Genomic DNA, 23894 nt, shown 5'->3' with positions numbered 1-23894 from the left:
CGAACCCCGACTCCGCCTTGAACCATTTCACCTTCATTTTGGAAAATAACCCCAGCGGCCTCGAAGGTCAGCCTGAGGAGCCGAAGATTGCTTTCTCGCATATCGCCGCCTTTCTCGAACGCGCGTATTGAGACCGCGCTTATGGCTGTTTGGCCAGCGAGGTCGTTTTGCGTCCAGTTCAATAGCGCTCTGGCAGCGCGACACTGAGATGGTTTGAGCATAAACCTTCTTTTTTCGAAAGTTTGGTATTGAAAACAAAAGTTAATGGTGTTATTGTTGTATAACTTATCTTTCGCGAGGCGCGGTGGCAATAAAGAGCACGCGCGTCGGCGGCGACCTATGAACCCCCGCATGCTCTTTGTCGTTTAGCGGCCGTGGATTTCGTATCCATGCTCTGATCGAGTTGGCCGTTACGCCTATGAGGAGATCGCATAGCCGTTAGGCCTAAAATGGGCGGAACCGGTCGGTTGATGGTAGGAGAATGGGTGTGAGTATGGACTACCTTGTTATCGAGGACTGGGAAATCTTGACCGAAGCCGAGGCGATCGAAGCGGCGATCGACCGACATGGCGAAGACGGAACCACGTCCGTCGCCTATTGTGCACTTGAAAGTTGGGGCGATCGCGGCGATCCAGAATACCAATTTTGGTTTGCACTGTTTCTCAAATTGATCCAGCGAGAGCATGTTGGCTGGGCTTAGGGATTAGGCGCTCACTGCCATTCTCATTCGCCGGACATTTCGCGGACGTCGCGCATCAACATCGCTGCCTTCCGGTACAAGACTTGCCGTCTGCCCGTCAGTTTAACGTCATCATTCTGTCCCACGGCTGTAACAGATCACGCAGGACGGCAACACTTTCCGGCTTGTCGGCAGTCGCCACGGCTGCCAGACGGGCCGCTTCTCTTCGCCCGCCATCGGAACAGCACGCCGGTGGCGATCCTGCGCTTTGTGTGACGACCGAGACTGTGACGCCGGGCTCATTGGTTTCGTGCGTGATGGCACCCTTTTCCTCGTTGCGGATGAGCCCGCCAGTCTATTTCCCTTTCGTTCTCCTTCAGATGGTGCGCCATTTGCGCAGGCTTGTCGGCGACAATTGGATCGCTGCCGCGTACTCGCGAACGCACATCCAGCCTCAGTTTATCGCCTCTATATGCATCGCCTAGACCGCCTGAAGAGTGCTGTTGCGGACATCCGTGCTCACCCCGAAGTGAAGTTACACGCGGCTCTTTCAGTGCTTCTTTCGAAGTTAGTGTTTCAGCTGGCGGCGCTATTGCATCAAATATTCTGTTTGCCTAAGGGCGGCATTCTTGCCCACCAAAGCGTCAGTTCGCAATCCGGCAGCCCCTTCGACAGTCGATGTCATTGACAACAATCCGCCGGCGTCAGTACGCTTTATAGCCGCGTTCGGTGCACATTGAGAGCCAGGGCCGGCACACTTTGTTCCCCGAAGCTCTCAAATTCATATGTGATCCTCTATGCTGCGAGAGAATCCCACAAGCTGCGATTTTGCGCTATCAGGAGGAGGTGCTGGGAGAGGGAGTAGGTACGACCGATTAGGAGGGCAGGATAAAAGGGCGCACATTGTGCTTCGGTCGTTCGATTGTTTTTGTTGGGTTATTTAGAGTGTGGAGCAATGTGCGCCTTGTAGCTGCAATGTGCATCTGAATGCTATGTTTCGGATTTTCTTCACCATTTTGAACATTGCCGGGTTTTAAGATGGGCGCTACGCGAGTAGGGGCAGGAGACTCGCCTCCATCCGGTCGCGGTGATTAAGCAACGGAAGCCTTGCCACCAGTGCGAGCTTTGTCTGATCGGTGACCTCGGACGGACCGGGCGCTTTGTTTTCTTCTAGATAATCGTAGCGCGATCCAGCAGTCGTCGAAGTCGCCTATGGGGCCGGTTGCTGACTATCCGGTTTGAGGCGCTCAAGATGGAATAGCCGTCGGATGCAGTCACCGCTCGCTTTGACCTAAGGTCAATACGACCACGCATTCTTGATAAACAGCTCTATCTCTTCAGGCTCGATCGTCTCCTTGGTGTCGGCGGCGTCGGCAACAACGATCTTGGTAACGTCGAGCGCCTTCAGGACATCCTTCGAACCGATCCAATCGTTGTTCCACAGCGGTTCTGGCTTCCCGTTCACGATCTGGCATATTGGCTCCTCGCTGACGAACTCCAATCCCACGGCCTTTGGCTTGGTCACCCGCTGCAGCCAGATTTCAAGGTAGCCATTATAGGGGAGCCGGGACATCTTCTTGTGCACATGGCCCCACAAGGCTTCCTTTTCGGCCTGTGGGGCGACGGAGATAAGGTGGCTCAAGATGCCAGCCACGGCCGGGAACGTCCCTGGCGACACCATCGCGATATCAGTGGCAATCGCAACCTGGACGCCGAGATCGTCGGGCGTCATCTTCTGCTTGGCGATTTTGGTATGCATTTCCCCGACCAAGCGCTTCAAGGCGCCGCTGTTCGGGAAACGGCGACCGAAAGCATGCAAGCGCATTAATTGCTTCTGGATAGTTTTCGCGTTTGCCTCGCCGAGATCCTGCAGGTCGATTCCGGCAAGCTTGTCCGGCTTGATCGACCCTTCGACGACATTGGTGGCCGTGATTGTCTTCGACTCGCCCAGCTTCATGCCAACGGTTCGCAAGGTGTCGCTGACGACTTTAAGGATTCTCTCAGCATGCTCGTCGCTGTTGGTGAAAATGCGATAGTCGTCGCGGTAACGCAGGATCCTGAAATCAGTCGGCGGACCCAGTTTTTCAGTGATCAGGCGATCGACATACCCAAGAACAATCTCGGCGATGAAATCCATCAGAACGGAGCCTTGGGGTATGCCGTTGGTTTGTCCGTAGCGGCTCGCCTGGATATGGCCGTCGATCTGGTTGCCTAAGAGCTTTTTATCGGTCTTGCCCTTTTTCGCCGCCTCGAGCCCATGCAGTGCCCAGGCAATGCTATGGGTATAGAGGGAGCCGTAGCAGTCCGTTACATCAGTATGCAAAATATGGGTGAAGTCCAGGGAATGGAGCAGCGAACTCTGTTCGACCTGCTGCCACCAGTTCTGGATCTGCGCAGCCTGGTCGGACTGATTGTCAACCGACATTACCAGAGCGCTACAACAGTCGACGGCCCCGCCCTCACAACTGGCCAATTGCGCGACGATCTGCTTCCAATTGCCTTCGTCGCAGATCAAGTTGACCAGCGATACGTAGATGACCGGATGGATCAGTTCCAAAGGACGCCACGCAAACCGTCCATCCTTGTTGGAGAGAAAAATGTAATTCACGTCCGACAAATGGTCCGGATTCGAGCTTTTGACACCCCAAAAATGACCATCCTTGAGTGCGGCTGCGACGTCCGTGATGATCGGGCCGAAATTCAGGTAATCGGGAAAGTCCCCATTGAAATAGCTTGTGTCCTTTAGAAAATGCGCCTTGGCCTCGGCTGCTGTCAGGTCGGTCAGCTTTTTCATAGATCGCTTACTCGCACGTAAGGTAATCCCGTCTCGGCGGCTTTCCGGGCTTTGTCACGCAGTAGCTTGTCGAGGGATATTCCCCGCGTCAGGGCTTCATGCATGTCCAAACCATCCATGCAAATGATCCGTTTCGCGCGTCCGAAGGCAATCAAACCATCCGCTGAAAAGCCTGCGTAGCTGACAAATAGGCCCCGCGACCAATCAGATTTTTCACCGATTTTGCCCTGAAACACATGCAAGTCAGCCGCGTCCGACGGTGCATTCTGCCATTTCGCCTCCAACAGATAAGTTTGGCCGTCCAGTTGGAAGCTCCCGTCGATCTGCTCGCCCCGATTCCTGAACGCTTTGTGTGCTTCCAACCCATAGGCGTCGAACAGGTCGTGTAAGAATTCCTCGAATGCATAGCCCCGCGGATGCGGGGCTAATGAGCCAAGATTAAGCAGACGCTTGGTGAAATCCGCAATTTTTGTAGAATCCAGCACCACGGCAGACGACGGCGGCGCAGCGGTCGTCGGTTTGTCCCACTGGCCACCAATGCTTGAGACCAAGGCCTCCATGCGGGTGTCGATATTGACCAGTGTTTCCTTTTCGCCATCCCGTTCCATAAGGGCCTGGCGGTATTCCCACAGAGCTTTGATAGCCTTAACGACGGCCGGCAGGCTTTCATTCTGGACAAAATAGCGGAAGCGCTTGGCTTTCGATCCGCCTTCGACCGAGTAACAAGGAAGGTCAATGTCGATCCCGACTTCTTCACGAAAGAACGTTCCGAAAGTCTTGTCCGAGAAATTAAGGACGTACCCGCCAGCCATGCGGAAAACGTCGTCGAGAAGCAGCATCTGCGTGGATTTGAGGTTGGGCATGCCATATCGTAGCGCTGTTGACCAGAACGGGAAACATGTTCGACTACAATCTACTGTGGGTATCTGGCATCGTGCAAGTCGGGTGCACGGTTAATGGTCTGCATAGGCAATCAGGATGTGATTGGTGTGCCCGCAAGACGGGTAAATTTTGGTTTCTTTAGACGTGGAGAACGTGGATCTCGCCGGGCTCGAACAACCGCTTTCGGGAATTTCTAACTATAGTGGCGAACGTCCGCGATGAGGGCGCGGAGCAGACCATCTTTTCAGCGTCGCCATCCGCCCCCGGACAGGCTTAGCAACCCCGACCAGCACGCCTGACCAGGGGCTGATCTCCCTGCCCTGTAGCAGCCTTTCAACCCTTGTTGCATTTACATTAGAAGTTACAAGGACATTGCGCTCCGTTGCTGTGAGAGGTTCGCAATCGAAAGCGGATTTAGCTGATCGACGCCCTTAGCGTGTGACCAGCGATGACAAGTAGGACACAGAACTGCAAGGTCAGCCAATGTTGTCTCTCGTACTCCGGCATGGATTGGATAAAGGTGATGTACATCGAACATCGTTGAATTTTCATCGGAAAAATCGCAGCTTTCGCATGCTATCCGGCCGCCATTTTCCGACCTGTTTATCTCCTTCTTGGATTTGCTAAGACGTCGATCCCGTTCGATTTCCCGCATACGCTTATAAATGCGCTCGCCTTCTTTCGATTTCGGGTTCACCTGTGGATATATAGAGCCGACATGGACTAGCTTTCCGCGATCAATAAAGCCGGAAGGAGGCAGGATTTCATGACGCCTCGCGATCTTTCGATCTTTCAACGCATTCCAGAGGATGACGATCTGCTCTGGATCTCGGCGCACTGTATCATAAGCGTTCTCCAGTATTCGACGGTCTGGAAATCCAAGGTCTTCAACGAGAAGGGGTTCGCCTTCGATTGTGTAGACCTCGGATAATACGGTAGCAATCGGCCATTGCTTCATTCGGGCTAGATTAGCTTCGTCGGTGACGAAATCGGAGGTTTTACCGTAGACGCCGGTGACCCTCATCACTTCCAACACACGACCTCGCCATTCGTCTGAAACCTCCGCTCCACCACCGATACTTATCAGATACGGTGCGTTCAACGAGGCCTCCGCTGTCGTACGGCCCAGCATGAAGAATTTGTTGGGCTCCTTGTCAAAACCGCCGCGAGGGCCGAAGGCGATTAAGCTGACAGTCGAGCGCCCATAGACGGCCTTGACGCCCATAAGTTGATCACTGTCAGTCACAAGTTCCTTAAATAGCATGGTGCTTCCTCCAACTCTGGCCTCGCAGAAGTCACACTTTCTAACCTGGAGTTGTCAACGCGTCCCTGAGCAAAGGCAGCGGATTCTTATAGGATCAGCACTATCTGAAAACGTGGACCGCCGAATGCAAGTCTTTGCGCGCCAGGGTTCTGCGAGTGGATTTTTGGCTTTGCAATCTGACTGTACTGCCGCTTCATGCCTACTTGTCTCAGGAAATTTGCGGGGTAGCCGTATGGAAGACGACCGGGAAAAGCTACCGGGAGGAAGGGTATTGGCCAACGATAATCAGTCTCGGCCGGTAGAGGAAGAGGGCGGCGATGCCCTGGAGCCTACGAAACGGTTGGAGAGAGTGGTGTTCGATATTGCTCGGCTGATTGGCAGGCAACTGGCCCGTGAGGAGTTCGAACGGATACGAGCTAGCAATGACAATCAGCGAGGTGACCCGGCACGTAAGAGCTAAGCATGAGCTGTGGCTCACACGTTGCCTATTGGGAACAAATGTGAAACATTTCTGTGGGGTCCGGAGATGGTCACCGGAATTTACTGGGGAAATGCGTGGAAATGGCAAAGGCAGCTCGAAACATTTTGATCGAGAAGAGGCGCCAGGAAGGCGCGACGATGAAATCCATCGCTTTGGAGTTCAACATTTCCGTTTCCCGCGTTCAGCAGGTTCTCGCGATTCGCGAAAGGAATCGCAGGAAAATTGCACGCCGTCTCGAAGCACCGCTGCGACGCGTTACTTTTCCCGTTGGCGGTGAAGAGCCAGACGTTTAAGGAGGTTTCCCATGATCCGCGCCGCGCTTTATGCTCGCTATTCCGACGACAAGCAGAGTGAGGCATCGATAGAGGACCAGTTCCGGCTTTGCCGTGAGCATGCCCTCCGGGAACGCTGGGAGATCGCCGGATCCTATGAGGATGCGGCCATATCGGGAGCCAGTACGGTCTTGCGGCGTGGTATTCAGCGGCTTATCCGTGATGCCCAACGTGGCGAGTTCACTATCGTCGTAGCCGAAGCATTGGACCGCATCAGTCGCGATCAAGCGGACGTGGCGACGCTCTACAAGCATTTGAAGTTTGCCGGCATCACCATCGTCACGCTTGCCGAAGGGGAGATCTCGGAACTGCATGTTGGTCTTAAGGGCACGATGAATGCCCTGTTCCTGAAAGACCTTGCGATGAAGACCCATCGCGGCCTGCGGGGCAGGGTAGAGAAGGGCAAAGCCGGTGGCGGCCTTTGCTATGGCTACAAGGTCGTTCGGAAGTTCGACGTCAATGGCGAACCGATCCGGGGCGATCGGGAAATCATTCCCCATGAGGCCGACACCATCCGCCGTATCTTTCGTGAGTTCGCATCCGGCAAAAGCCCAAAGGCCATTGCTATCGATCTCAATAATGGGGGCATACCCGGCCCGCTTGGTCGCGCATGGGGCGACACCAGCATTCGTGGCCATGTCTCACGCGGCACAGGCATACTCAACAATGAGCTTTATACCGGCGTTCTCGTCTGGAACCGCCAGCGCTTCCTGAAAGACCCAAGCACCGGCAAGCGGGTATCGCGCCCCAACCCGGAAAGCCAATGGATCAGGACCGAGGTACCGCATCTCAAAATCGTAGACGACGATCTGTGGAATGCCGCCCGCGCCCGACAGACGCAAATCTCCGCCCTCTTCGGGCCGAACCCAGCCAATACCCGTGAAGGACGGATGAAGCGTCTTCACCTAGCGAACCGTCCCACCGCTCTTCTGAGCGGCCTTCTCACCTGCGGATGCTGCGGCGGCAAGTTCGGGATCATAGTCCCGAACCGCTATGCCTGCCTCAATCACCACCGGCGCGGCACCTGCGAGAATGGCCATTCTATCACCCGTGACAAGATCGAAGCGCGTGTTCTTGCCGGCCTCAAGGATCGCCTTGTTTCCGCCGAGGCAGTCACCGAAGCCGTGCGTGCCTATGCCGAGGAAATGAACCGGCTGAACCACGACCGGCGAGCGCAGGCGGCAACCGACCAAAAGGCGCTTCAAAAGATCGAGCGTGCCATTGCCGGGATCATGGCGGCGATCGAGGACGGCATGTATCAGCCGTCGATGAAGGCACGCATGGATGATCTTGAACGGCAGAAGGTGGAGATCATGGCCCGTCAGCGGGAAGCACCAGCAGACATTCCCGATGTGCATCCGAATATCGCCAATCTCTACCGCCGTCGCGTCGAGCGTCTAACAGAGGCGCTCAACGACCCGGATGGCGGACGTCAGGCAGCAGAGGCCTTACGTTCGCTAATCGGCGACATCGTCCTCACGCCCGGTGGTAAGCGTGGGGAGGTTCACGCCACTCTGTGCGGCGAGTTGTTCGGTATTCTCGACTTCGTCAGGAGCGAGGAAAGTCGAAGTCCTGGCGAAACTATGCCAGCGGCAATAGCGCGCCCCCGCAACCAACGATTCTTGCGATACCAGCAAAGGCGATCCGGAAGGGTCGCCTTTTGCGTTTCGCAGCGGTCGGGTGTTGCGCCCTCCCGCAACCAACGATCCCGGCGATTCCGAATTTTCGGGATCGCCGGTTCCGTTCCGCAGGGATCGGGTGTTGCGTGTCCCCGCAACCAACGATTCTTGCGAAAGCAAGGCACCCAAAACCCCCGCCTCCGAAAGGACGGCGGGGTTTTTCTTGTTCGCTGCAAACCGCAGGATCGCGGCCAGGTCGCCGCGCAGCACGATCGCCAGCTCGGCCTCGTCGGGCACAAGCGTTACCTGATCGATCAGCGTCCGGAAAACCTCTGCAGCCTCGGCTTTGCCATCCTCGTTCTGCAGGCTCTCATAGAGCACCCCGATCCGCTGGCGGTAGATCTCCGCCATGTTCGGATGCAGGAGGGGCGGAGGCTCTTCAGCGTTCGCCAGCAGCTCGGTCAGTTCTGCCTTACGGGCTTCAAGACCCCCAATCTTGTCCTTGAGCTGAACGCCGGGCACACCATCCAGAATGGCTTGAATCGCTCGATCCAAGTCCCGCTGGACGCGTTCCAACTCTTTGCGCTGACCGATGATGTCTGCGCTACGCTCAATCCTCAGCCGGTTCACCTCGCGGGTGAACTCGTCACAGAATTCCTTGAACAGTTCGGGCTCCATCAGATGCGTCCGGAGGCCGCTGAGCACTGAGGCTTCAAGGGCGTCTCGCCTGATATTCAAGCGGTTGTCGCAGGTGCCCTTGTTCCGCGACGTCGCGCAGCCGAGCAGATCCTTGGAGATCATTGTGTAACCGCCACCACAGCAACCGCACTTCACAAGGCCGGCAAACAGGTGCTTTGGACGTCGCCGTTCGTTCAGTGCATTCTCGCCAAGCTCGGACGTCTCATAGGCGAGGGATTGCTGACGTGCCTTCACCGCATCCCAGACTTCCTGGTCGATGATGCGCATCTTCGGCACTTCCTGAATCGCCCACTCGGATTCGGGATTGAGGCGTGACACCCGCTTGCCCGTGTCCGGGTCTTTCAGATAGCGGAGGCGGTTCCAGACGAGGCGTCCGACGTAAAGTTCGTTGTTGAGGATGCCGACGCCGCGCTTCGGGTTGCCATGGATCGTCGATGGCCCCCACTCGGCGCCCTGCGGCCCAGGCACGCCTTGCTTGTTCAGCTCAAAGGCGATGGCGCGCGACGACTTGCCGGCGATGTAGTCCGCGAAGATACGGCGGACGGTGGCGGCCTCGGCCTCGTTGATCGTTCGGTCGCCGCGGATCGGTTCACCATTCGATGCGAACTGCTTCACCACGTCATAGCCGAAGCACAGCCCGCCACCGGACTTGCCGTCCTCGACGCGGCCACGCAGCCCGCGGCGCGTCTTGTCGGCCAGGTCTTTCAGGAAGAGGGCGTTCATCGTCCCCTTGAGGCCGACATGCAGATGCGTCACGTCGCCTTCCGACAGCGTGACGATACGCACGCCGCCGAAGGCCATGCGCTTGAACAGTCCAGCGATATCCTCTTGGTCGCGGCTCAGGCGATCCATCGCCTCTGCAAGTACGACGACGAATTTGCCACGCATCGCATCGCTGATCAGCTCCTGAATGCCGGGTCGCAGCAGCGACGCGCCGGATATCGCCCGGTCGGTATAGCTATCGACGACCGTCCAGCCTTGCTTTTCTGCATGCAGGCGGCAGACCCGCAACTGATCCTCGATCGAGGCGTCTCGCTGATTGTCCGATGAGTAGCGAGCGTAGAGCGCGACCTTCATGAGGAGACCTCCTTACTCCGGGAGGCGGTCTCGCGTCCGGTTGTCTGTTTCGACTTGAACGAAGTCCCGCGCGGCCTGTCGCGCCAGCAGCCGGACCAAGTTGACGAGGCGTGGATCGGGCTTCGACGACGCAGAGGCAGCCGGTTCGCGGGCCACGTCGGCGACCACACGAAGCTTGTCGGCTGTTGTACGTCTTGGTCGCGCCACGATCGCGTCCTTGTCCTCGCGCGGAAAACTCCGCTTCGAGACAAAGATGCCAAGTGACGGCACCTTGGCAAGGAGAAAATGTATTGTAAATCAATGGCTTGCGTCGCACCAGGGCGGGTGCTGGCGGGCGGCAGCGTAGGGGCGGTGCGCGGGTCGATGGCCATCGTAGCAATAATATATTTGTGATCGCCCTCCTTGGAAGAGGGGCGTCTCGTCACGATGGCAACGGCCGGCATCCCAAATGTCTGGTAGGGACCGTCTTGATTTGCAGGGACCGATAGCACTTCCACCAGCCTTGCACTCCAAAGAAAACATGGCTATATATCCGGATATAGCACGGAGGCAAGCGATGAGCAACAGTGCGCAGAAGAGAGCCCTAGAGAATTATCGGTCCCGTCTGACTGAACGGGGCATCGCGCGGTTTGAGATCCAGGCGCTCGACGCCGATCGCGATCTACTCCGATCCCTTGCCCGGAAATTGACGGAAGAAGGTCCCGAAGCTGGGCAGCTTCGCCGGACGATACAGCAGGCCGTGACGGGGGAGCCTCCGAAAGCGGGCGGTATTCTCGCCGCGCTGCGTCGCTCACCTATGGTAGGCGCCGATCTCGACCTCAGCCGGCCGCGAGAAGATGGGCGTAAGATCGATCTGTGACGCGCTATCTCCTCGACACCAATATCATCAGCAACGTCATAAAGCCGGAGCCGTCGGGCTCGTTGCTGGCTTGGATGGGCGCGCAGAAGGACAACGATCTTTTCATTGCTTCGCTTACCGTCGCCGAAATCCATCGAGGCATCTTGGAGAAGCCGAAAGGCAAGAAGCGTAGCAGCCTTGAAACTTGGTTCGCCGGCCCAGAAGGGCCGCAAGCGCTGTTCGCTGGCCGCATCCTATCGTTCGACGACAAGGCGGGTCTGATCTGGGCGCGGCTGATGGCCAACGGTAGAGCCAAGGGCCGTTCGCGAAGCGCGCTAGACACAATCATTGCCGCCGTAGCCGAAGCGAACGACTGCGTCGTCGTGACCGACAATGAAAAGGATTTCGAGGACGTTCAGATTATCAACCCGCTTCGTAGCTCTGAGAACCAGGAGGCGGGCAGGTGACGATAGCGCGAACGGTCCGGCCGATTCATTTCGAAGATTTCAGCGGCAGCGAGTTCGAACGCCTCGTGTTCGCCTACCACCTTTGCGAGGGCTGGACTGATCTGGCTTGGTTCGGCCAGACGGGAAGCGACCAAGGGCGGGACATTGTCGGCACACGTCCGTTCGACGACCAACCGGACGAGCGCACTGTCATTCAATGCGTCAATCGCGGCAGCCTGACCCAAGCGAAGGCGGAGAAGGATATGGCCGCAGCGGTGAACGCGGTGACCGGCAAACCTGACGCCTTTAAGTTCGTATGTCGCGGCAATGTCTCGGCCCAGCGTCGCGATGAGGTTCGCTCCGCCGCCGCGAAACTGGGTGTCCCCAAGGTAGCGATCTGGTCCGGCGCGGAATTCGAGGAGCATCTCCGGCTTCGAGCTGAATTCCTTCTGCAGCGCTTGGTTGAGGGCGTGCCGTTTCCCGACAGCGAAGTCGAGCTGCGCAATTTCGTCGATACGTTTCCGGACGTCGACGACGAGCAGGCGCTTGCAATGCTCGCCCGCGCCTTCGACCGGCCGGCGTTTCGGACGCCGTTTCAGCAGGAGAGCAATCTCAATGCTTTCCAACAGGCCATCGACGACACTATCCGAGTGCTCAGCACAGGCATCTGGCAAACGAGAGAGGGCGTCGAAATCCATCGACTTCCCTCGCTCCACCACATCCGCGATGCCGGCATCCGCAGCGCGCTGGAACTAACAGTCCGTGAACTGGATCAGCTTCGCCGCCGATTCAAAATGCTCTTGTCCTCCGGCGAAATCAGGCCCTGCGGCTGTGGCAATCCCACTTGCCCAACCTTCATGCTCACCGATGCAGCAGCTCGAGAGATGGACCGAGCGCGCGATCGAGTGCTTGCGGCTTTTCGGCGGTCGCATCCCAACTTCAATGTCGTCCTAGAATGACGTCGCCAAAGCGGCTCAGCGCAAAGATAGCCCCTCGTTTGGTGACCAGATCACGACATCGCGGAGGCGACCGCGGAACGGATCGCCGAGCAGCGCCAGGCCGTCACGAAACAGGGCATACCGATAGTCGCCCCCTTCGCGGCTCACGGCAAGGCCTTCGCTGTCTGGAAGGCCGAACCCGATCGGCTGAAAGGTCGGTAATTGAAGCCTGGGCGGTATCGCTCGCTCACCGCCTCGAATGATTCTGGTGAGCGCACTCAGGAATTCGGCGCCGGCCTTCTCCTCGATGACGAACAAGCCGAAGCGCGCTCCGTTTGAAGATATCATCCTTCGGCGTGCGCTTGACATATGGCGCCACCACCCAGGGTGCCCAAAGAAATCTTCTTCCCACCAAGGGGGGAAGTCAGACCGCCACGACCATGGCGCCGAAGCGAGATAGTCGCGGCCCGCATATTGCAGTCGGATGAATTCGATAGCCTCGGGCTCAGGTGCAACAGAGCCGCCTGATCGAATCCAGTCAATCCATTCGACAACATTCGCGGAGCCCATGAGAAGAAAATTCGAGCGGTGCGCTGCCAGCACAATAGGCGTCGGTGTACCGTCCGGCCGGCCTCCGACTTCAGCGGCCGGCGGCGGAACGCCACGAGTCCCGCGCCGCTTAGTTATCCTCGTCTCCGACAGGCTCAAGAAGCCACCAGTCGTGCCCGGCGCCGAACCGAACGCAACCGAGTAGCCGTGGATTACCTTGCCGAACGGCGACGTAGCAGCGATATAGGGCTTCACCTGCCTCGCGTATTTTCGCCTGGCTTGACGGTTGACGCTTTGGCTGGATGCGCCGGCAGCGAACGATCCGTGCGCTTCGGCCAGCACCACGCCGTGGCCGGCGACATTGCCGCCATCGTAGATGAAGTCGGCGTGGGGATCGAGCGTCGAGGAAAGGCAAACCGCGTTGGCTCTCCATGTGTAGCCCAGCGCATTCATGTAGAGGTCGGTCATCCCCGCGCCGACGCGCGCAGCAAACTGCGACCGGTGCGTATCCGCCAGAAATCGAAAATGCGGTTTCAGCTCGAAGGTGCGACCGCCTTCGATGAGCGTCTCCAGTTCAATCAATGCGCTCCTCTGCAGACCGTCCAACAGTTCTGCAGGCGCGTCATCCCACGTCGTTGCCGTTCGAGCGACAGCAGCCGCAAGCGCTATTGGCCCGAACAAAAGATTTTCGACGGCAAGCGGGGCAACAAAGTGCGGCGAAACCGGGCTGGGACCTTCCTCGAAGACCCCTCGATCGTCGAAGTGATGCTTAACCCCAATGGTCGGTTGTGGATCGACCGGCTGTCCGGCGGCCTGGAAGATAGCGGGCGCGTCATGTCGGCCGCCGATGGCGAGCGGATCGTGCGCCTCGTCGCTCACCATGTCGGCGCCGAGGTCCACGCCGGCGCGCCGCGTGTCTCGGCCGAACTGCCCGAGACCGGGGAACGCTTCGAGGGGCTGTTACCGCCGGTGGTCGCGGCCCCGGCCTTCGCGATCCGTAAGCCTGCCGTCGCGGTGTTCACGCTCGACGACTATGTCGCCGCCGGCATCATGACCGCCGGCCAGGCGGCCGCACTGCGTGGGGCCGTCGCCGCGCGCAAAAACATCCTGGTCGCTGGCGGCACATCGACGGGCAAGACGACGCTGACCAATGCGCTGCTCGCCGAGATCGCCGGCACCACCGACCGCGTGGTGCTGATCGAGGATACGCGCGAGCTGCAATGCAAGGCGCCGAACCTGGTGGCGCTGCGCACCAAGGACGGTGTCGCCTCCCTGTCCGATCTCGTCCGCTCGTCGCTCCGTTTGCGGCCCGACCGTATTCCAATCGGCGAGGTGCGTGGGCCTGAAGCACTCGATCTCCTCAAAGCCTGGGGCACCGGCCATCCCGGCGGCATCGGCACCATCCATGCCGGGACCGCGCTTGGGGCGATCCGCCGCCTCGAGCAGCTCATCCAGGAGGCCGTCATCACCGTCCCGCGCGCGCTGATCGCCGAGACGATCGATTGCATCGCCGTGCTCTCCGGCCGCGGTTCGGAGCGGCGCCTTGCCGAACTCGCCCTCGTCGCCGGGCTCGATCCTGCAACCGGCGATTATCGCGTCATCCCTGCCGCGGCGGGCGGCGAGACCATCCCTCAAGGAGACAGAGCATGATCCGGTTCGCGCTGCGCATCCGTCGCCATATCGCGACGCTTTCCACCATCACCTTCGTCAGTCTGGCGCTGGCCCCGGCGGCTTACGCCTCGGGCTCATCGATGCCCTGGGAGACGCCGCTCAACACCATCCTGGAATCGGTGCAGGGACCGGTCGCCAAGATTATCTCGGTGATCATCATCACCGTCACCGGCCTGTCGCTCGCCTTCGGCGATACGTCTGGCGGTTTCCGCCGTCTGATCCAGATCGTCTTCGGCCTTTCGATCGCGTTTGCCGCATCGAGCTTCTTCCTGTCCTTCTTCAGCTTTTCGGGCGGGGCGCTGATCTGATGGCGGGGATCATCGATCCGGATGTCCCGGGCTTTTTCGCGCCGGTCCACCGCGCGCTGACAGACCCGATCCTGATGGGCGGCGCACCGCGGGCCGTCGCAATCGCGAATGGGACGCTCGCAGCCGCCATCGCGCTCGGCCTGCGCCTTTGGATTCCCGGCGCGCTGATCTGGGCAGTGGGACACGCCGCCGCCGTCTGGGCGGCGAAGCGCGATCCGCAGTTCGTCGACGTCGTGCGCCGCCATCTGCGCTACCCGTCCTATTTCGGCGCGTGAGGCTCCCATGCTGAACCTCGCCGAATATCGCAACCGTCCCGCCGGCCTCGCCGACTTCTTGCCCTGGGCCGCGTTGGTCGCCGAGGGCGTCGTTCTCAACAAGGACGGCAGCTTCCAGCGCACGGCGCGGTTTCGTGGGCCGGATCTCGATAGCTCCACACCGGCCGAGCTGGTCGGCGTCACCGCGCGGCTCAACAATGCACTGCGCCGCCTCGGTTCGGGATGGGCGATCTTCGTCGAGGCGCAGCGCGTCGCGGCACAGACCTATCCGCATAGCAGCTTTCCGGATGCGGCGTCGGCGCTGGTCGATCTTGAACGGCAGGATGCATTCGAAGAAGCCGGTGCACATTTCGAGAGCCGCTATTTCCTGACCTTCGTCTGGCTGCCGCCGGCCGAGGACGCCTCGCGCATAGAAGGTTGGCTCTATGAGGGCCGCGCGCAGACCGGCGTCGATCCGTGGGAGTTGCTGCGCGGCTTCGTCGATCGCACCGACCGGGTGTTGCAACTGGTCGAGGGTTTCATGCCCGAGGTCGGCTGGCTCGATGATGGCGAGACGCTGACCTATCTCCATTCCACAATTTCGACACGCCAGCAGCGTGTCCGCGTCCCCGAGACGCCGATGCATCTCGACGCGCTGCTGGTCGACGAGCCTCTAACCGGTGGGCTGGAGCCGCAGTTGGGACGGTCCCATCTGCGCACGCTCACCGTCGTCGGTTTTCCGACGACGACCCATCCCGGCATTCTCGACGAGCTGAACCGGCTCGCTTTTCCCTATCGCTGGTCGACCCGCGCCATCCTGCTCGACAAGACGGAAGCCGTGAAGCTGCTCACCAAGATCCGGCGCCAATGGTTCGCCAAGCGGAAGTCGATCGGCGCCATCGTCAAGGAGGTGATGACCAACGAGGCCTCGACCCTCGTGGATTCCGACGCCGCCAACAAAGCAGCCGACGCAGACATGGCGCTACAGGAACTGGGTTCCGACGATGTCGGCCAGGCCTATGTCACCGCCACCATCACGGTCTGGGACAAGGATGCGGGTATCGCGGCCGAGAAGCTGCGCCTGGTCGAGAAGGTCATTCAGGGCCGCGACTTCACCTGTATGCCGGAAGGGGTAAACGCGCTGGAAGCATGGCTCGGCTCGTTGCCCGGGCACGCCTATGCCAACGTCCGGCAGCCGCCGGTCTCGACGCTGAACCTGGCCCACATGATCCCGCTCTCGGCGGTCTGGGCCGGTCCGGCGCGGGACGAGCATTTCCAGGCGCCCCCACTGTTCCTCGGCAAGACCGAGGGATCGACGCCGTTCCGCTTCTCTCTTCATGTCGGCGATGTCGGCCATACGCTGATCGTCGGCCCGACCGGCGCCGGCAAGTCGGTGCTGCTCTCGCTGATGGCGATGCAGTTCCGGCGCTACCAGGGCAGCCAGATCTTCGCATTCGACTTCGGCGGCTCGATCAGGACCGCGGCGCTCGCGATGGGCGGCGACTGGCATGATCTCGGCGGTAGCCTGTCGGCAGGATCGGAGGACAGCGTGTCGCTCCAGCCGCTGGCGCGCATCGATGACGCGGCCGAGCGCGCCTGGGCCGCCGAATGGGTGGCGGCGATCCTCGCCAAGGAAGGCGTCACGATTGATCCGACCGTCAAGGAGCACATCTGGTCGGCACTGACCTCGCTTGCTTCGTCGCCCGTTCAGGAACGGACGATCACCGGGCTCGCGGTTCTGCTGCAATCCACCGCGCTGAAGCAGGCGTTGCAACCCTATTGCGTCGGCGGTTCCTTCGGCCGGCTGCTCGACGCCGAGGCCGAGCATTTGGGCTCCGCGTCCGTCCAGGCCTTCGAGACGGAGGGTCTGATTGGCGCTGGCGCGGCGCCCGCCGTGCTCACCTACCTGTTCCACCGCATCGAAGGCCGGCTCGACGGCCGCCCGACCTTGCTGATCATCGATGAGGGGTGGCTCGTCCTCGACGATCCGGCATTCGCGCAGCAACTCCGCGAATGGCTGAAGACGCTGCGGAAAAAGAACGCCAGCGTCGTCTTCGCCACGCAATCGCTCTCGGACATCGACGGCAGCTCGATCGCGCCGGCGATCGTCGAGAGCTGCCCGACCCGCGTCTTCCTGCCGAACGAGCGCGCCATCGAGCCGCAGATCACCGGCATCTATCGCCGGTTCGGCTTGAACGACCGCCAGATTGAAATCCTCACGCGGGCGACACCCAAGCGCGATTATTACTGCCAGTCACGGCGCGGCAACCGCCTGTTCGAGCTGGGACTCGGCCCCGTCGCGCTCGCCTTCTGTGCCGCTTCCTCGAAAACCGATCACGCCGCCATTGAGCGTGTGCTCGCCGAACATGGCCGCGACGCCTTCACGCCCGCTTGGCTCGCCGACCGCGAGTTGCTCTGGGCGGCCGACCTCATTCCCGACCTCACCAATCTGGAGACACCGTCATGATCAAGCTTCGCCATCTCGCGGCGGTGAGCACCGTCGCACTGACGCTTGCGATTGCTGTTCCACCGGCCTCTGCGCAGTGGATCGTCTACGACCCGACCAACTTCAGCCAGAACGTGCTCACCGCCGCGCGCGAACTGCAACAGATCAATAATCAGATCCAGATGTTGACCAATCAGGCGACGTCGCTGGTCAACCAGGCGCGCAACCTTGCCAATCTGCCGATGTCGACGCTGACCCAGCTTCAATCGTCCATCGCCCAGACGCAATCGTTGCTCAGCCAGGCGCAGAACGTCGCCTTCAACGTCCAGCAGATTCAGACAGCTTATTCGAGCACCTATGGCGCCGCGCCAACGTCGGGATCGAACGCCTCGTTGTTCGCGCTGGCGCAGACGCGTTGGCAGAACTCGGTGGGCGCCTTCGAGGACAGCTTGAAGGTGCAGGCCGGTGTTGTCGGCAATATCGGCACCAACAGTTCCGCCATGTCGTCGCTGGTGACGGCCAGCCAGTCGGCAACCGGTGCATTGCAGGCCGCTCAGGCCGGCAATCAGCTTCTGGCACTACAATCGCAGCAGCTCTCTGATCTCGTGGCTGTACTCGCCGCCAAGGGGCGAGCCGATGCGCTGCAACAGGCGCGCGATGCCGCAACGGAATCGCAGGGCCAGCAGCAATACAAGATCTTCTCGACGCGCTCCGGCTATCAGCCCGGCAACGTCACCATGTTCCACGGTAATTGAGGCTTGGGACGATGGGGCGGTCCGACATCTTCCGTGCACTGGCGATCGTCGCCTTGATCGGTGTCTTCATCGCGACACTCGCGGCGATCAACCGGCGGTCCACGCCGTCGGCCGTACCGGACGCCCCGCTGGCATCCGCTCCCGATGATCTCTCGGCCGAGCTGCGCCGGTGCAGCTCGCTCGGCCAACAGGATGCCGAAGATCCACATTGCCAGGCGGTCTGGGAGGAGAACCGCCGCCGGTTCTTCGGCAGGCCGGCGCGGCCGTTGCCGCCAATGGCCGCGCCGGCCAACCCCACAGCAACGAACTCGGCAGGGGGAGACCGGCGATGAACAATGTCGGCGTCATCGATACCTTCCTCAACACCTTCACGACCTACATCGATTCCGGCTTCGGCCTGATCAAGGGCGATGTCACCTATCTGTCCTCGACCCTGATCGTCATCGACATCACCCTGGCTGGCCTGTTCTGGGCCTGGGGCGCCGATGAGGATGTCATCCAGCGTCTGGTGAAGAAGACGCTCTATATCGGCTTCTTCGCTTTCATCATCACCAACTTCAACAACCTCTCCGGCATCGTCTTCAACAGCTTCGCCGGCCTCGGTCTGAAAGCCGGTGGCTCCTCGATCTCGACCGCTGATTTCCTGAGGCCCGGTCGGCTCGCCCAGGTCGGGCTCGATGCCGGTCAGCCGCTGCTCGATGCGGCGAACCAGATGGTCGGGCCTGTCGCGATCTTCACCAACGCCATTCAGATCGCCGTGTTGATGGTGTCGTGGATTCTGGTGCTGATCGCCTTCTTCATTTTGGCGGTCCAGCTCTTCGTCACCTTGATCGAGTTCAAGCTGACGACGCTCGCCGGCTTCATCCTTATTCCTTTCGCGCTCTTCAACAAGACAGCGTTCCTGGCCGAGAAGGTGCTCGGCAACATCGTCGCGTCCGGCATAAAGGTGATGGTGCTTGCGGTCATCGTCGGGATCGGCACCGGGCTCTTCTCGCAGTTCACGCAGACCTACGCCGGCGGCCAGCCGACCATCGAGCAGGCGCTGTCCGTGGTGCTCGCGGCGCTCGCCATGCTTGGCCTTGGTATCTTCGGCCCCGGTATTGCAACAGGTCTCGTCTCGGGCGCTCCACAACTTGGTGCGGGCGCCGCTGCCGGCACCGGCCTCGCGGTTGCCGGCGTCGCCATGGCCGGCGCCGCCGGCGCTGGAATGGCCGCCAGGGGCGGAGCCGCGGCTCTGTCCGGCGGGGCCGCAGCGGCGCGAGGAGCCTCCTTTGGCGCTGGTGCGGCGTCCTCCGCCTATAGCCTCGGCTCGGCCGGACAATCGGGCGCGGCCGGCGTCGCTTCCGGGCTTGGTGGCGTCGGCCGTGCCGCTGGCGGAGCCGCGACAGCGCCGTTCAAACGTGCTGCCTCGCGTGCAGCCAGCAGCCTGAGCGAAAGCTATCAATCAGGTGCCCAATCTGCCGGTGGTGACGCGGGCGCTTCTGCCAAATCCGATACGGCTGCTGCTGGCAACGCTAATCCGTCGTCCTCGCCAGCCTGGGCGCAGCGCATGAAGCGCGGCGCTTCAACCGCCGCCGACGCCATCAAATCGGGTGACGCCCGTGGCGGCGGCCATTCCGTCGATCTATCCGAAAGGGAGTAGCCCATGTTCTGCCGACCCACGGTGCGCTATGGGCGCACCCCCGAGCCCGAAACACCCTATCAAAAAGCCGCTCAAGCCTGGGATGAGCGCATCGGCTCGGCCCGTGTGCAGGCGAAGAATTGGCGTCTGATGGCCTTCGGGTCGCTCGCTCTGTCGATGGGGCTGGCCGGTGGTCTCGTCTGGCAATCGACCCACGGCACAGTGGTCCCGTGGGTGGTGCAGGTTGACAAGTTGGGCGAGGCGCAGGCGACCGCCCCTGCGACGGCCGACTACACGCCCTCGGATCCACAGATTGCCTGGTATCTCGCCCGTTTCATCGAGATGGTCCGCTCGCTGCCGGCCGATCCCGTCATTGTCCGGCAGAACTGGCTGCAAGCCTATGACTTCACGACGACGACGGGAGCGGCGGCACTGAACGACTATGCGCGCGCCAACGATCCGTTCGGCAAGCTCGGCAAGCAGCAGATCGCCCTCGACGTTTCCAGCGTGATCCGTGCCTCGCGGGATTCGTTCCGCGTCGCGTGGGTCGAGCGGCGCTATCAGGACGGCGCGCTCGCTGACACCACCCGCTGGACCGCCATTCTCACGGTCGCGATCCAGCCGCCCACCGATGCCGACCGGCTGCGCAAGAACCCGCTTGGCATCTACGTCAACGCCATCAATTGGTCGAAGGAGTTGGGACAATGACCCCGCCGATTTCTTTCGAAGCCGGCGGTCCGGCTTCACGCACTCTCGTAAAGCAGCGGCCCCGCAAAGGCGGACATGCGTTTTTCCGTAAAAGAGGATTAGCGGTTCTACTGATGTCCGTCACCGCACTCGGCGGCTGCGCGCATAACTTCATTCCACCCGACATCAACTATGACAGCGCTGAGCCCGCGACGCTCACCGCCGATCCGCCCGCACCGGTCAAGATCGTCGAGCTGCCGAAGCCGCTGCCACTCCCCGGCCAGTTGAAGCCGCTGCCGAGTGGCAAACCGTCGCCAGAGGTTGCCGATCCGCATGTCCGCGTCGACCAGGCCAATGCCGCCGCGCGCATCCAGCCGGTGCGGGCTGGCTTCATCAACGCCGTGCAGGTCTATCCCTTCACCGGCGGTGCGCTCTATCAAGTCTATACGGCACCTGGCGAGATCACCGACGTCGCCCTGCAGGAAGGCGAACAGCTTGTCGGCTCCGGTCCTGTCGCCGCGGGCGACACCGTGCGCTGGATCATCGGCGATACCGAGAGCGGGGCGGGGGCGACGAAAAAGATTCACATCCTGGTCAAGCCAACCCGGGCGGAACTGGTGACGAACCTGATCATCAACACTGATCGCCGCACCTATCTTCTCGAACTACGCTCCACAGAGAAGACCTACATGGCCTCGGTTTCCTGGCAATATCCGGAAGATCAGCTCATCGCGTTGCGTCGGCAGAACCAGGAAGCGCAGGCGGCGGCCCCGATCGCCGCCGGCATCGATCTCGCTGCGATCAATTTCCGCTATGCGATCCAGGGCGACAATCCGGCCTGGCGACCGCTGCGTGCCTTCGACGACGGATCGAAAGTCTACATCGAATTCCCGTCCGGCATCCGTCAGGGCGAGATGCCGCCGCTGTTCGTCATTGGACTCGCCGGTGGCTCCGAGCTGGTGAACTACCGCGTCAGCCGCAACTATTACATTGTCGATCGCCTGTTTGGCGCCGCCGAACTGCGTCTCGGCGACAAGGACAGCGAGCGGCGCGTCCGTATCGTCCGCACCGATGGAAGGCCGCGGTCATGACGGAGGAGCCCAACCAGGAAAAGGACGAGGCGTCCACGCCAGTTGTGCCGCCGGACCTGCGGCTCCGCGGCGAGAAACCGCGCGTGACCCGCCTGTCGCGCCGGGTCTTGATCGCGCTGGCCGGGGTCTCCGCGCTCGCTATCGCGGGCGCGCTTGGCTATGCGTTCCAAACCAGAAACAGGGGCGGGGCAGGGCAGGAATTGCTCAGCACTCAGAACCGTCCCTCGGCCGACGGACTCGCCGGCCTGCCGAAGGACTATACCGGCTTGCCGCGCCAGGTTCCGCCCTTGGGGCCGCCACTGCCCGGCGATCTCGGCCGGCCCATCCTCAACGCCGGGGCGGCGCCCAACACCGTGGCGCCGGCGACGACGCCCGATCCCGAAGTCCAGCGTCTGGCGCAGGAGAAGGAAGCCGCGCGTGTCAGCCGGCTGTTCGCCCAGACTGGCCAACAGCCCCAGGGCGTTGCACCTGTCGTGCAGCCCGTCACGGCGGGAACGGATGCCGCCGCAAATCCCACACCGCCGGTCGATGCCGGGTCGGCGCAGAACATGCAGGATCGGAAAAGCGCGTTTCTCAATGTGGCGACGGACAAGCGAACGGTGAGTCCGGACCGGCTCCAGGCCAAGGCCTCGCCCTATGTCGTGCAAGCGGGCACTGTTATCCCCGCCGCGCTCATCACCGGCATTCGTTCCGACCTTCCGGGTCAAATCACCGCCCAAGTGACGGAGGCGGTCTATGATTCGCCGACCGGCCGATATTTGCTTATTCCGCAGGGGGCGAAGCTGATAGGCCAATACGACAGCTCGGTTGCCTTCGGGCAGTCTCGTCTATTGCTGGTCTGGACACGTCTCATCATGCCGGACGGCGCTTCGATCGTGCTGGAGCGCCAGCCAGGCGCAGATACCGGCGGTTATGCCGGGCTCGAGGACGAGGTCGACAACCATTGGGGCATGTTGTTCAAGGCTGCCGTCCTCTCGACTCTGCTGAGCGTTGGCGCGGAGGCCGGCACGAGTCAGGACGAAAACAATCTGGTGCAGGCAATTCGCAGTGGCGCGTCAAATAGCATCAGCCAGACGGGGCAGCAGATCGTCCAGCGTCAGCTCAATATCCAGCCGACCCTCACTATCCGGCCGGGCTTTCCTGTGCGGGTTATTGTTACGCGCGATCTGGTGTTGACGCCTTATGGAAGGGGAGAAACGCCATGACTAAGTTGAAACTCGGACCGCTCGCCGACGAGAAGCCGGTGAAACTCACCGTTGAAGTACCGGCGGCAATCTTTCGGGATTTGCGGAGCTACGCCGAGATTCTTGCGCATAGCGGGGGTGCGGCGCTCCCGATCGAGCCTGCCAAGTTGATTGTGCCGATGATCGAGCGCTTCATGGCAACTGATCGAGCCTTTGCAAAAGCGCGACGTGGGTTCGGCGTTCAGCCTCCGGCAGGGTCGACCGAGAGGTCCGGATAGCGTTCGCGGAGGAGGTCGAGGAATGGCACGAGGGTTGGATTGCTGTTCGCCTGTCGCCAATAAGCCGTGAAGTTGAGGCGGGTCGGTCCATCATCGTCATGGACCTCGCGGTAGACGACATTATCGTAGCGTGCGCCCGTCGCTCCTTCGAGGACGAGCAAGATGCCGTATCCGGTGCTCACGAGGCTGAGCAACCGATCTAGGCAGACATCCTGATACAGGATCCGCTGAGCGCCGAAGTAATGAAGCTTGGTTGTCAGCAAATGTTCAAGTTCAGGACCGGGGCCGCGGTGCGGTAGCAATATCCGCTCATTCGAAAGCTCGGGCCAATGAACCACGCCTTGGTCGCCGATCGGGTGCTGGGCCGGCATGGCGACGATGACCCGTTCGCTCCACAAGGCCAGTTTTCGGTCATCCCAGCCTGGACAGCATGCGGTCATGATGGCGACGTCAATGGCGTTGGCAGCCACGTCGCCCAGTAGTCTTTCGTGCCCGCCGCCGACCGTATGCACATCCACATCAGGAAAGAGACGGTGATGCTCCGCCAGCGTGGCACGCAGATTGCCCGTGGAGAGCGAGGCATAAATCCCGATCTTCAACCGACCATTTTCGCCCTGGCATCTGGTCTTCAGCCTGGCGAAGGCGGTGTCGGTCTCTTCGATAATGCGGCGCGCGGTCTCGAGGAATTCCTGTCCCGCGATAGTTGGCCGTGTGCCGCCGTTGGTCCGTTCGAACAGGATGGCGCCCAGACGATATTCCAGGTCGCGCAGCCGGCGGCTGAGGGTCGATTGGCGGACGTTCAAGGTCTCTGCAGCCTGCCTCAGGCTTCGGTGTCGAGCAGCAACGAGCGCCCACCTTAAATCCCGAAGCTCTATAGCTACTACAGCGTCCATCACGAGCCTATCGTGGCAGGGACGGCCGAAGCGGCTTTGGAAACTCCTGCACGCTCGGTTGGATCAGGTGATGATGGAAGTCACGCATCATGACGCACGCCAGCACCA

Annotated in this window: 23 protein-coding genes and 1 pseudogene; 17 read left to right on the top strand and 7 right to left on the bottom strand. The window is 60.7% G+C overall.

Translation table 11 applies throughout. The annotated features are described in order from the left end of the window. Positions 1-508: 508 nt before the first annotated feature. A complete protein-coding gene (locus BJ928_RS34250; protein ID WP_047636362.1) occupies positions 509-700 on the top strand; it encodes a hypothetical protein in 192 nt (63 codons plus the stop codon). Positions 701-1976: 1276 nt separating this feature from the next. On the opposite strand, the gene BJ928_RS34245 is transcribed toward BJ928_RS34250, so the two are convergent. The 3 genes from BJ928_RS34245 to BJ928_RS34235 form a co-directional block, all read right to left on the bottom strand. Continuing rightward, the gene (locus BJ928_RS34245) at positions 1977-3473 is read right to left on the bottom strand and encodes an RNA-directed DNA polymerase (protein ID WP_047636324.1); all 1497 of its coding nucleotides are present in this window, start codon (positions 3471-3473) and stop codon (positions 1977-1979) included. Next, entirely contained in the window at positions 3470-4336 is an 867-nt protein-coding gene (locus BJ928_RS34240) for a restriction endonuclease (RefSeq protein ID WP_047636325.1), read from the bottom strand. The genes BJ928_RS34245 and BJ928_RS34240 overlap by 4 nt, the downstream gene beginning before the upstream one ends. A 380-nt stretch (positions 4337-4716) precedes the next feature. Continuing rightward, positions 4717-5619, bottom strand: coding sequence for an HNH endonuclease (locus BJ928_RS34235; RefSeq protein ID WP_047636326.1), 903 nt, complete (start codon positions 5617-5619; stop codon positions 4717-4719). 561 nt (positions 5620-6180) lie between these two features. Here BJ928_RS34235 and BJ928_RS34225 point away from each other — a divergent pair. Together BJ928_RS34225 and BJ928_RS39575 are read left to right on the top strand one after the other, a co-directional pair. After that, positions 6181-6393 carry a hypothetical protein gene (locus BJ928_RS34225; protein ID WP_047636327.1) on the top strand — a complete coding sequence of 71 codons (213 nt, stop codon included), beginning with the start codon at positions 6181-6183 and terminating at the stop codon, positions 6391-6393. A gap of 11 nt (positions 6394-6404) precedes the next feature. After that, positions 6405-7457 (top strand): annotated as a pseudogene (locus BJ928_RS39575) (recombinase family protein); the annotation flags it as partial. On the opposite strand, the gene BJ928_RS39570 reads toward BJ928_RS39575, so the two are convergent. Continuing rightward, positions 7338-7790 carry a hypothetical protein gene (locus BJ928_RS39570; RefSeq protein ID WP_052227994.1) on the bottom strand — a complete coding sequence of 151 codons (453 nt, stop codon included), beginning with the start codon at positions 7788-7790 and terminating at the stop codon, positions 7338-7340. The pseudogene BJ928_RS39575 and the gene BJ928_RS39570 overlap by 120 nt on opposite strands. 99 nt (positions 7791-7889) lie before the next feature. After that, positions 7890-9827: a recombinase family protein gene (locus BJ928_RS34215; protein WP_082012017.1), complete on the bottom strand. Its 1938-nt coding sequence runs from the start codon at positions 9825-9827 to the stop codon at positions 7890-7892. A 556-nt stretch (positions 9828-10383) separates the two neighbouring features. Here BJ928_RS34215 and BJ928_RS34205 point away from each other — a divergent pair. The 3 genes from BJ928_RS34205 to BJ928_RS34195 are packed head-to-tail and all read left to right on the top strand — an operon-like array spanning position 10384 to position 12070. Further along, positions 10384-10686 carry a hypothetical protein gene (locus BJ928_RS34205; RefSeq protein ID WP_047636328.1) on the top strand — a complete coding sequence of 101 codons (303 nt, stop codon included), beginning with the start codon at positions 10384-10386 and terminating at the stop codon, positions 10684-10686. Beyond that, the gene (locus tag BJ928_RS34200) at positions 10683-11132 is read left to right on the top strand and encodes a type II toxin-antitoxin system VapC family toxin (RefSeq protein ID WP_047636329.1); all 450 of its coding nucleotides are present in this window, start codon (positions 10683-10685) and stop codon (positions 11130-11132) included. Before BJ928_RS34205 ends, BJ928_RS34200 begins: the two co-directional genes overlap by 4 nt. After that, complete coding sequence (locus BJ928_RS34195) at positions 11129-12070, top strand: restriction endonuclease (protein ID WP_047636330.1); 942 nt, start codon at positions 11129-11131, stop codon at positions 12068-12070. The genes BJ928_RS34200 and BJ928_RS34195 overlap by 4 nt, the downstream gene beginning before the upstream one ends. A gap of 15 nt (positions 12071-12085) precedes the next feature. Here the strand turns inward: BJ928_RS34195 and BJ928_RS34190 are convergent, their stop codons facing one another. After that, positions 12086-13180: a hypothetical protein gene (locus BJ928_RS34190; protein ID WP_147413969.1), complete on the bottom strand. Its 1095-nt coding sequence runs from the start codon at positions 13178-13180 to the stop codon at positions 12086-12088. Between BJ928_RS34190 and trbB the strand changes: the two genes are divergently transcribed. The 11 genes from trbB to BJ928_RS34135 are packed head-to-tail and all read left to right on the top strand — an operon-like array spanning position 13124 to position 22893. Then, positions 13124-14248: a P-type conjugative transfer ATPase TrbB gene (gene trbB, locus BJ928_RS34185; protein ID WP_245432710.1), complete on the top strand. Its 1125-nt coding sequence runs from the start codon at positions 13124-13126 to the stop codon at positions 14246-14248. The genes BJ928_RS34190 and trbB overlap by 57 nt on opposite strands. Continuing rightward, the gene (locus tag BJ928_RS34180; RefSeq protein WP_047636332.1) at positions 14245-14577 is read left to right on the top strand and encodes a TrbC/VirB2 family protein; all 333 of its coding nucleotides are present in this window, start codon (positions 14245-14247) and stop codon (positions 14575-14577) included. Before trbB ends, BJ928_RS34180 begins: the two co-directional genes overlap by 4 nt. Beyond that, positions 14577-14852, top strand: a complete 276-nt coding sequence (locus BJ928_RS34175; RefSeq protein WP_047636334.1) for a VirB3 family type IV secretion system protein — start codon at positions 14577-14579, stop codon at positions 14850-14852. The genes BJ928_RS34180 and BJ928_RS34175 overlap by 1 nt, the downstream gene beginning before the upstream one ends. 7 nt (positions 14853-14859) lie before the next feature. Continuing rightward, positions 14860-17298 (top strand): conjugal transfer protein TrbE, encoded by a 2439-nt coding sequence (gene trbE, locus BJ928_RS34170; RefSeq protein ID WP_047636337.1) that lies wholly within the window; start codon positions 14860-14862, stop codon positions 17296-17298. Next, positions 17295-18032, top strand: coding sequence for a P-type conjugative transfer protein TrbJ (trbJ, locus tag BJ928_RS34165; RefSeq protein WP_047636338.1), 738 nt, complete (start codon positions 17295-17297; stop codon positions 18030-18032). Before trbE ends, trbJ begins: the two co-directional genes overlap by 4 nt. 11 nt (positions 18033-18043) lie before the next feature. Continuing rightward, entirely contained in the window at positions 18044-18364 is a 321-nt protein-coding gene (gene trbK-alt / locus BJ928_RS34160) for a putative entry exclusion protein TrbK-alt (RefSeq protein ID WP_047636339.1), read from the top strand. Further along, entirely contained in the window at positions 18361-19674 is a 1314-nt protein-coding gene (trbL, locus tag BJ928_RS34155) for a P-type conjugative transfer protein TrbL (protein WP_047636340.1), read from the top strand. The genes trbK-alt and trbL overlap by 4 nt, the downstream gene beginning before the upstream one ends. 3 nt (positions 19675-19677) lie before the next feature. After that, complete coding sequence (gene trbF, locus BJ928_RS34150; protein ID WP_047636341.1) at positions 19678-20361, top strand: conjugal transfer protein TrbF; 684 nt, start codon at positions 19678-19680, stop codon at positions 20359-20361. After that, positions 20358-21431, top strand: coding sequence for a P-type conjugative transfer protein TrbG (gene trbG, locus BJ928_RS34145; protein ID WP_047636342.1), 1074 nt, complete (start codon positions 20358-20360; stop codon positions 21429-21431). The genes trbF and trbG overlap by 4 nt, the downstream gene beginning before the upstream one ends. Beyond that, the gene (locus tag BJ928_RS34140) at positions 21428-22636 is read left to right on the top strand and encodes a TrbI/VirB10 family protein (protein WP_047636344.1); all 1209 of its coding nucleotides are present in this window, start codon (positions 21428-21430) and stop codon (positions 22634-22636) included. Before trbG ends, BJ928_RS34140 begins: the two co-directional genes overlap by 4 nt. Then, entirely contained in the window at positions 22633-22893 is a 261-nt protein-coding gene (locus tag BJ928_RS34135) for a DUF2274 domain-containing protein (RefSeq protein WP_047636345.1), read from the top strand. The genes BJ928_RS34140 and BJ928_RS34135 overlap by 4 nt, the downstream gene beginning before the upstream one ends. On the opposite strand, the gene BJ928_RS34130 is transcribed toward BJ928_RS34135, so the two are convergent. After that, the gene (locus tag BJ928_RS34130) at positions 22857-23786 is read right to left on the bottom strand and encodes a LysR family transcriptional regulator (protein ID WP_047636346.1); all 930 of its coding nucleotides are present in this window, start codon (positions 23784-23786) and stop codon (positions 22857-22859) included. The two genes, BJ928_RS34135 and BJ928_RS34130, sit on opposite strands and share 37 nt — an antisense overlap. Positions 23787-23894 lie beyond the last annotated feature (108 nt).

Source organism: Rhizobium sp. WW_1 (assembly GCF_003610155.1).
Taxonomy (GTDB): Bacteria; Pseudomonadota; Alphaproteobacteria; order Rhizobiales; family Rhizobiaceae; genus Rhizobium; species Rhizobium tropici_A.
Note: the sequence above shows the minus strand (reverse complement) of the source record. Positions and strands in the feature narration are given on the sequence as shown.

Excerpts from the sequence above, each read along its gene's own strand:
- trbB (WP_245432710.1), top strand. The coding sequence starts at position 13,124 with ATGCGGTTTCAGCTCGAAGGTGCGACCGCCTTCGATGAGCGTCTCCAG.
- BJ928_RS34215 (WP_082012017.1), bottom strand. The coding sequence starts at position 9,827 with ATGAAGGTCGCGCTCTACGCTCGCTACTCATCGGACAATCAGCGAGAC.
- trbE (WP_047636337.1), top strand. The coding sequence starts at position 14,860 with ATGCTGAACCTCGCCGAATATCGCAACCGTCCCGCCGGCCTCGCCGAC.
- BJ928_RS34180 (WP_047636332.1), top strand. The coding sequence starts at position 14,245 with ATGATCCGGTTCGCGCTGCGCATCCGTCGCCATATCGCGACGCTTTCC.
- trbK-alt (WP_047636339.1), top strand. The coding sequence starts at position 18,044 with ATGGGGCGGTCCGACATCTTCCGTGCACTGGCGATCGTCGCCTTGATC.
- trbL (WP_047636340.1), top strand. The coding sequence starts at position 18,361 with ATGAACAATGTCGGCGTCATCGATACCTTCCTCAACACCTTCACGACC.
- BJ928_RS34205 (WP_047636328.1), top strand. The coding sequence starts at position 10,384 with ATGAGCAACAGTGCGCAGAAGAGAGCCCTAGAGAATTATCGGTCCCGT.
- BJ928_RS39570 (WP_052227994.1), bottom strand. The coding sequence starts at position 7,790 with ATGCACATCGGGAATGTCTGCTGGTGCTTCCCGCTGACGGGCCATGAT.
- BJ928_RS34135 (WP_047636345.1), top strand. The coding sequence starts at position 22,633 with ATGACTAAGTTGAAACTCGGACCGCTCGCCGACGAGAAGCCGGTGAAA.
- trbJ (WP_047636338.1), top strand. The coding sequence starts at position 17,295 with ATGATCAAGCTTCGCCATCTCGCGGCGGTGAGCACCGTCGCACTGACG.
- trbF (WP_047636341.1), top strand. The coding sequence starts at position 19,678 with ATGTTCTGCCGACCCACGGTGCGCTATGGGCGCACCCCCGAGCCCGAA.
- BJ928_RS34240 (WP_047636325.1), bottom strand. The coding sequence starts at position 4,336 with ATGCCCAACCTCAAATCCACGCAGATGCTGCTTCTCGACGACGTTTTC.
- BJ928_RS34245 (WP_047636324.1), bottom strand. The coding sequence starts at position 3,473 with ATGAAAAAGCTGACCGACCTGACAGCAGCCGAGGCCAAGGCGCATTTT.
- BJ928_RS34130 (WP_047636346.1), bottom strand. The coding sequence starts at position 23,786 with ATGGACGCTGTAGTAGCTATAGAGCTTCGGGATTTAAGGTGGGCGCTC.
- BJ928_RS34175 (WP_047636334.1), top strand. The coding sequence starts at position 14,577 with ATGGCGGGGATCATCGATCCGGATGTCCCGGGCTTTTTCGCGCCGGTC.
- BJ928_RS34225 (WP_047636327.1), top strand. The coding sequence starts at position 6,181 with ATGGCAAAGGCAGCTCGAAACATTTTGATCGAGAAGAGGCGCCAGGAA.
- trbG (WP_047636342.1), top strand. The coding sequence starts at position 20,358 with ATGACCCCGCCGATTTCTTTCGAAGCCGGCGGTCCGGCTTCACGCACT.
- BJ928_RS34140 (WP_047636344.1), top strand. The coding sequence starts at position 21,428 with ATGACGGAGGAGCCCAACCAGGAAAAGGACGAGGCGTCCACGCCAGTT.
- BJ928_RS34235 (WP_047636326.1), bottom strand. The coding sequence starts at position 5,619 with ATGCTATTTAAGGAACTTGTGACTGACAGTGATCAACTTATGGGCGTC.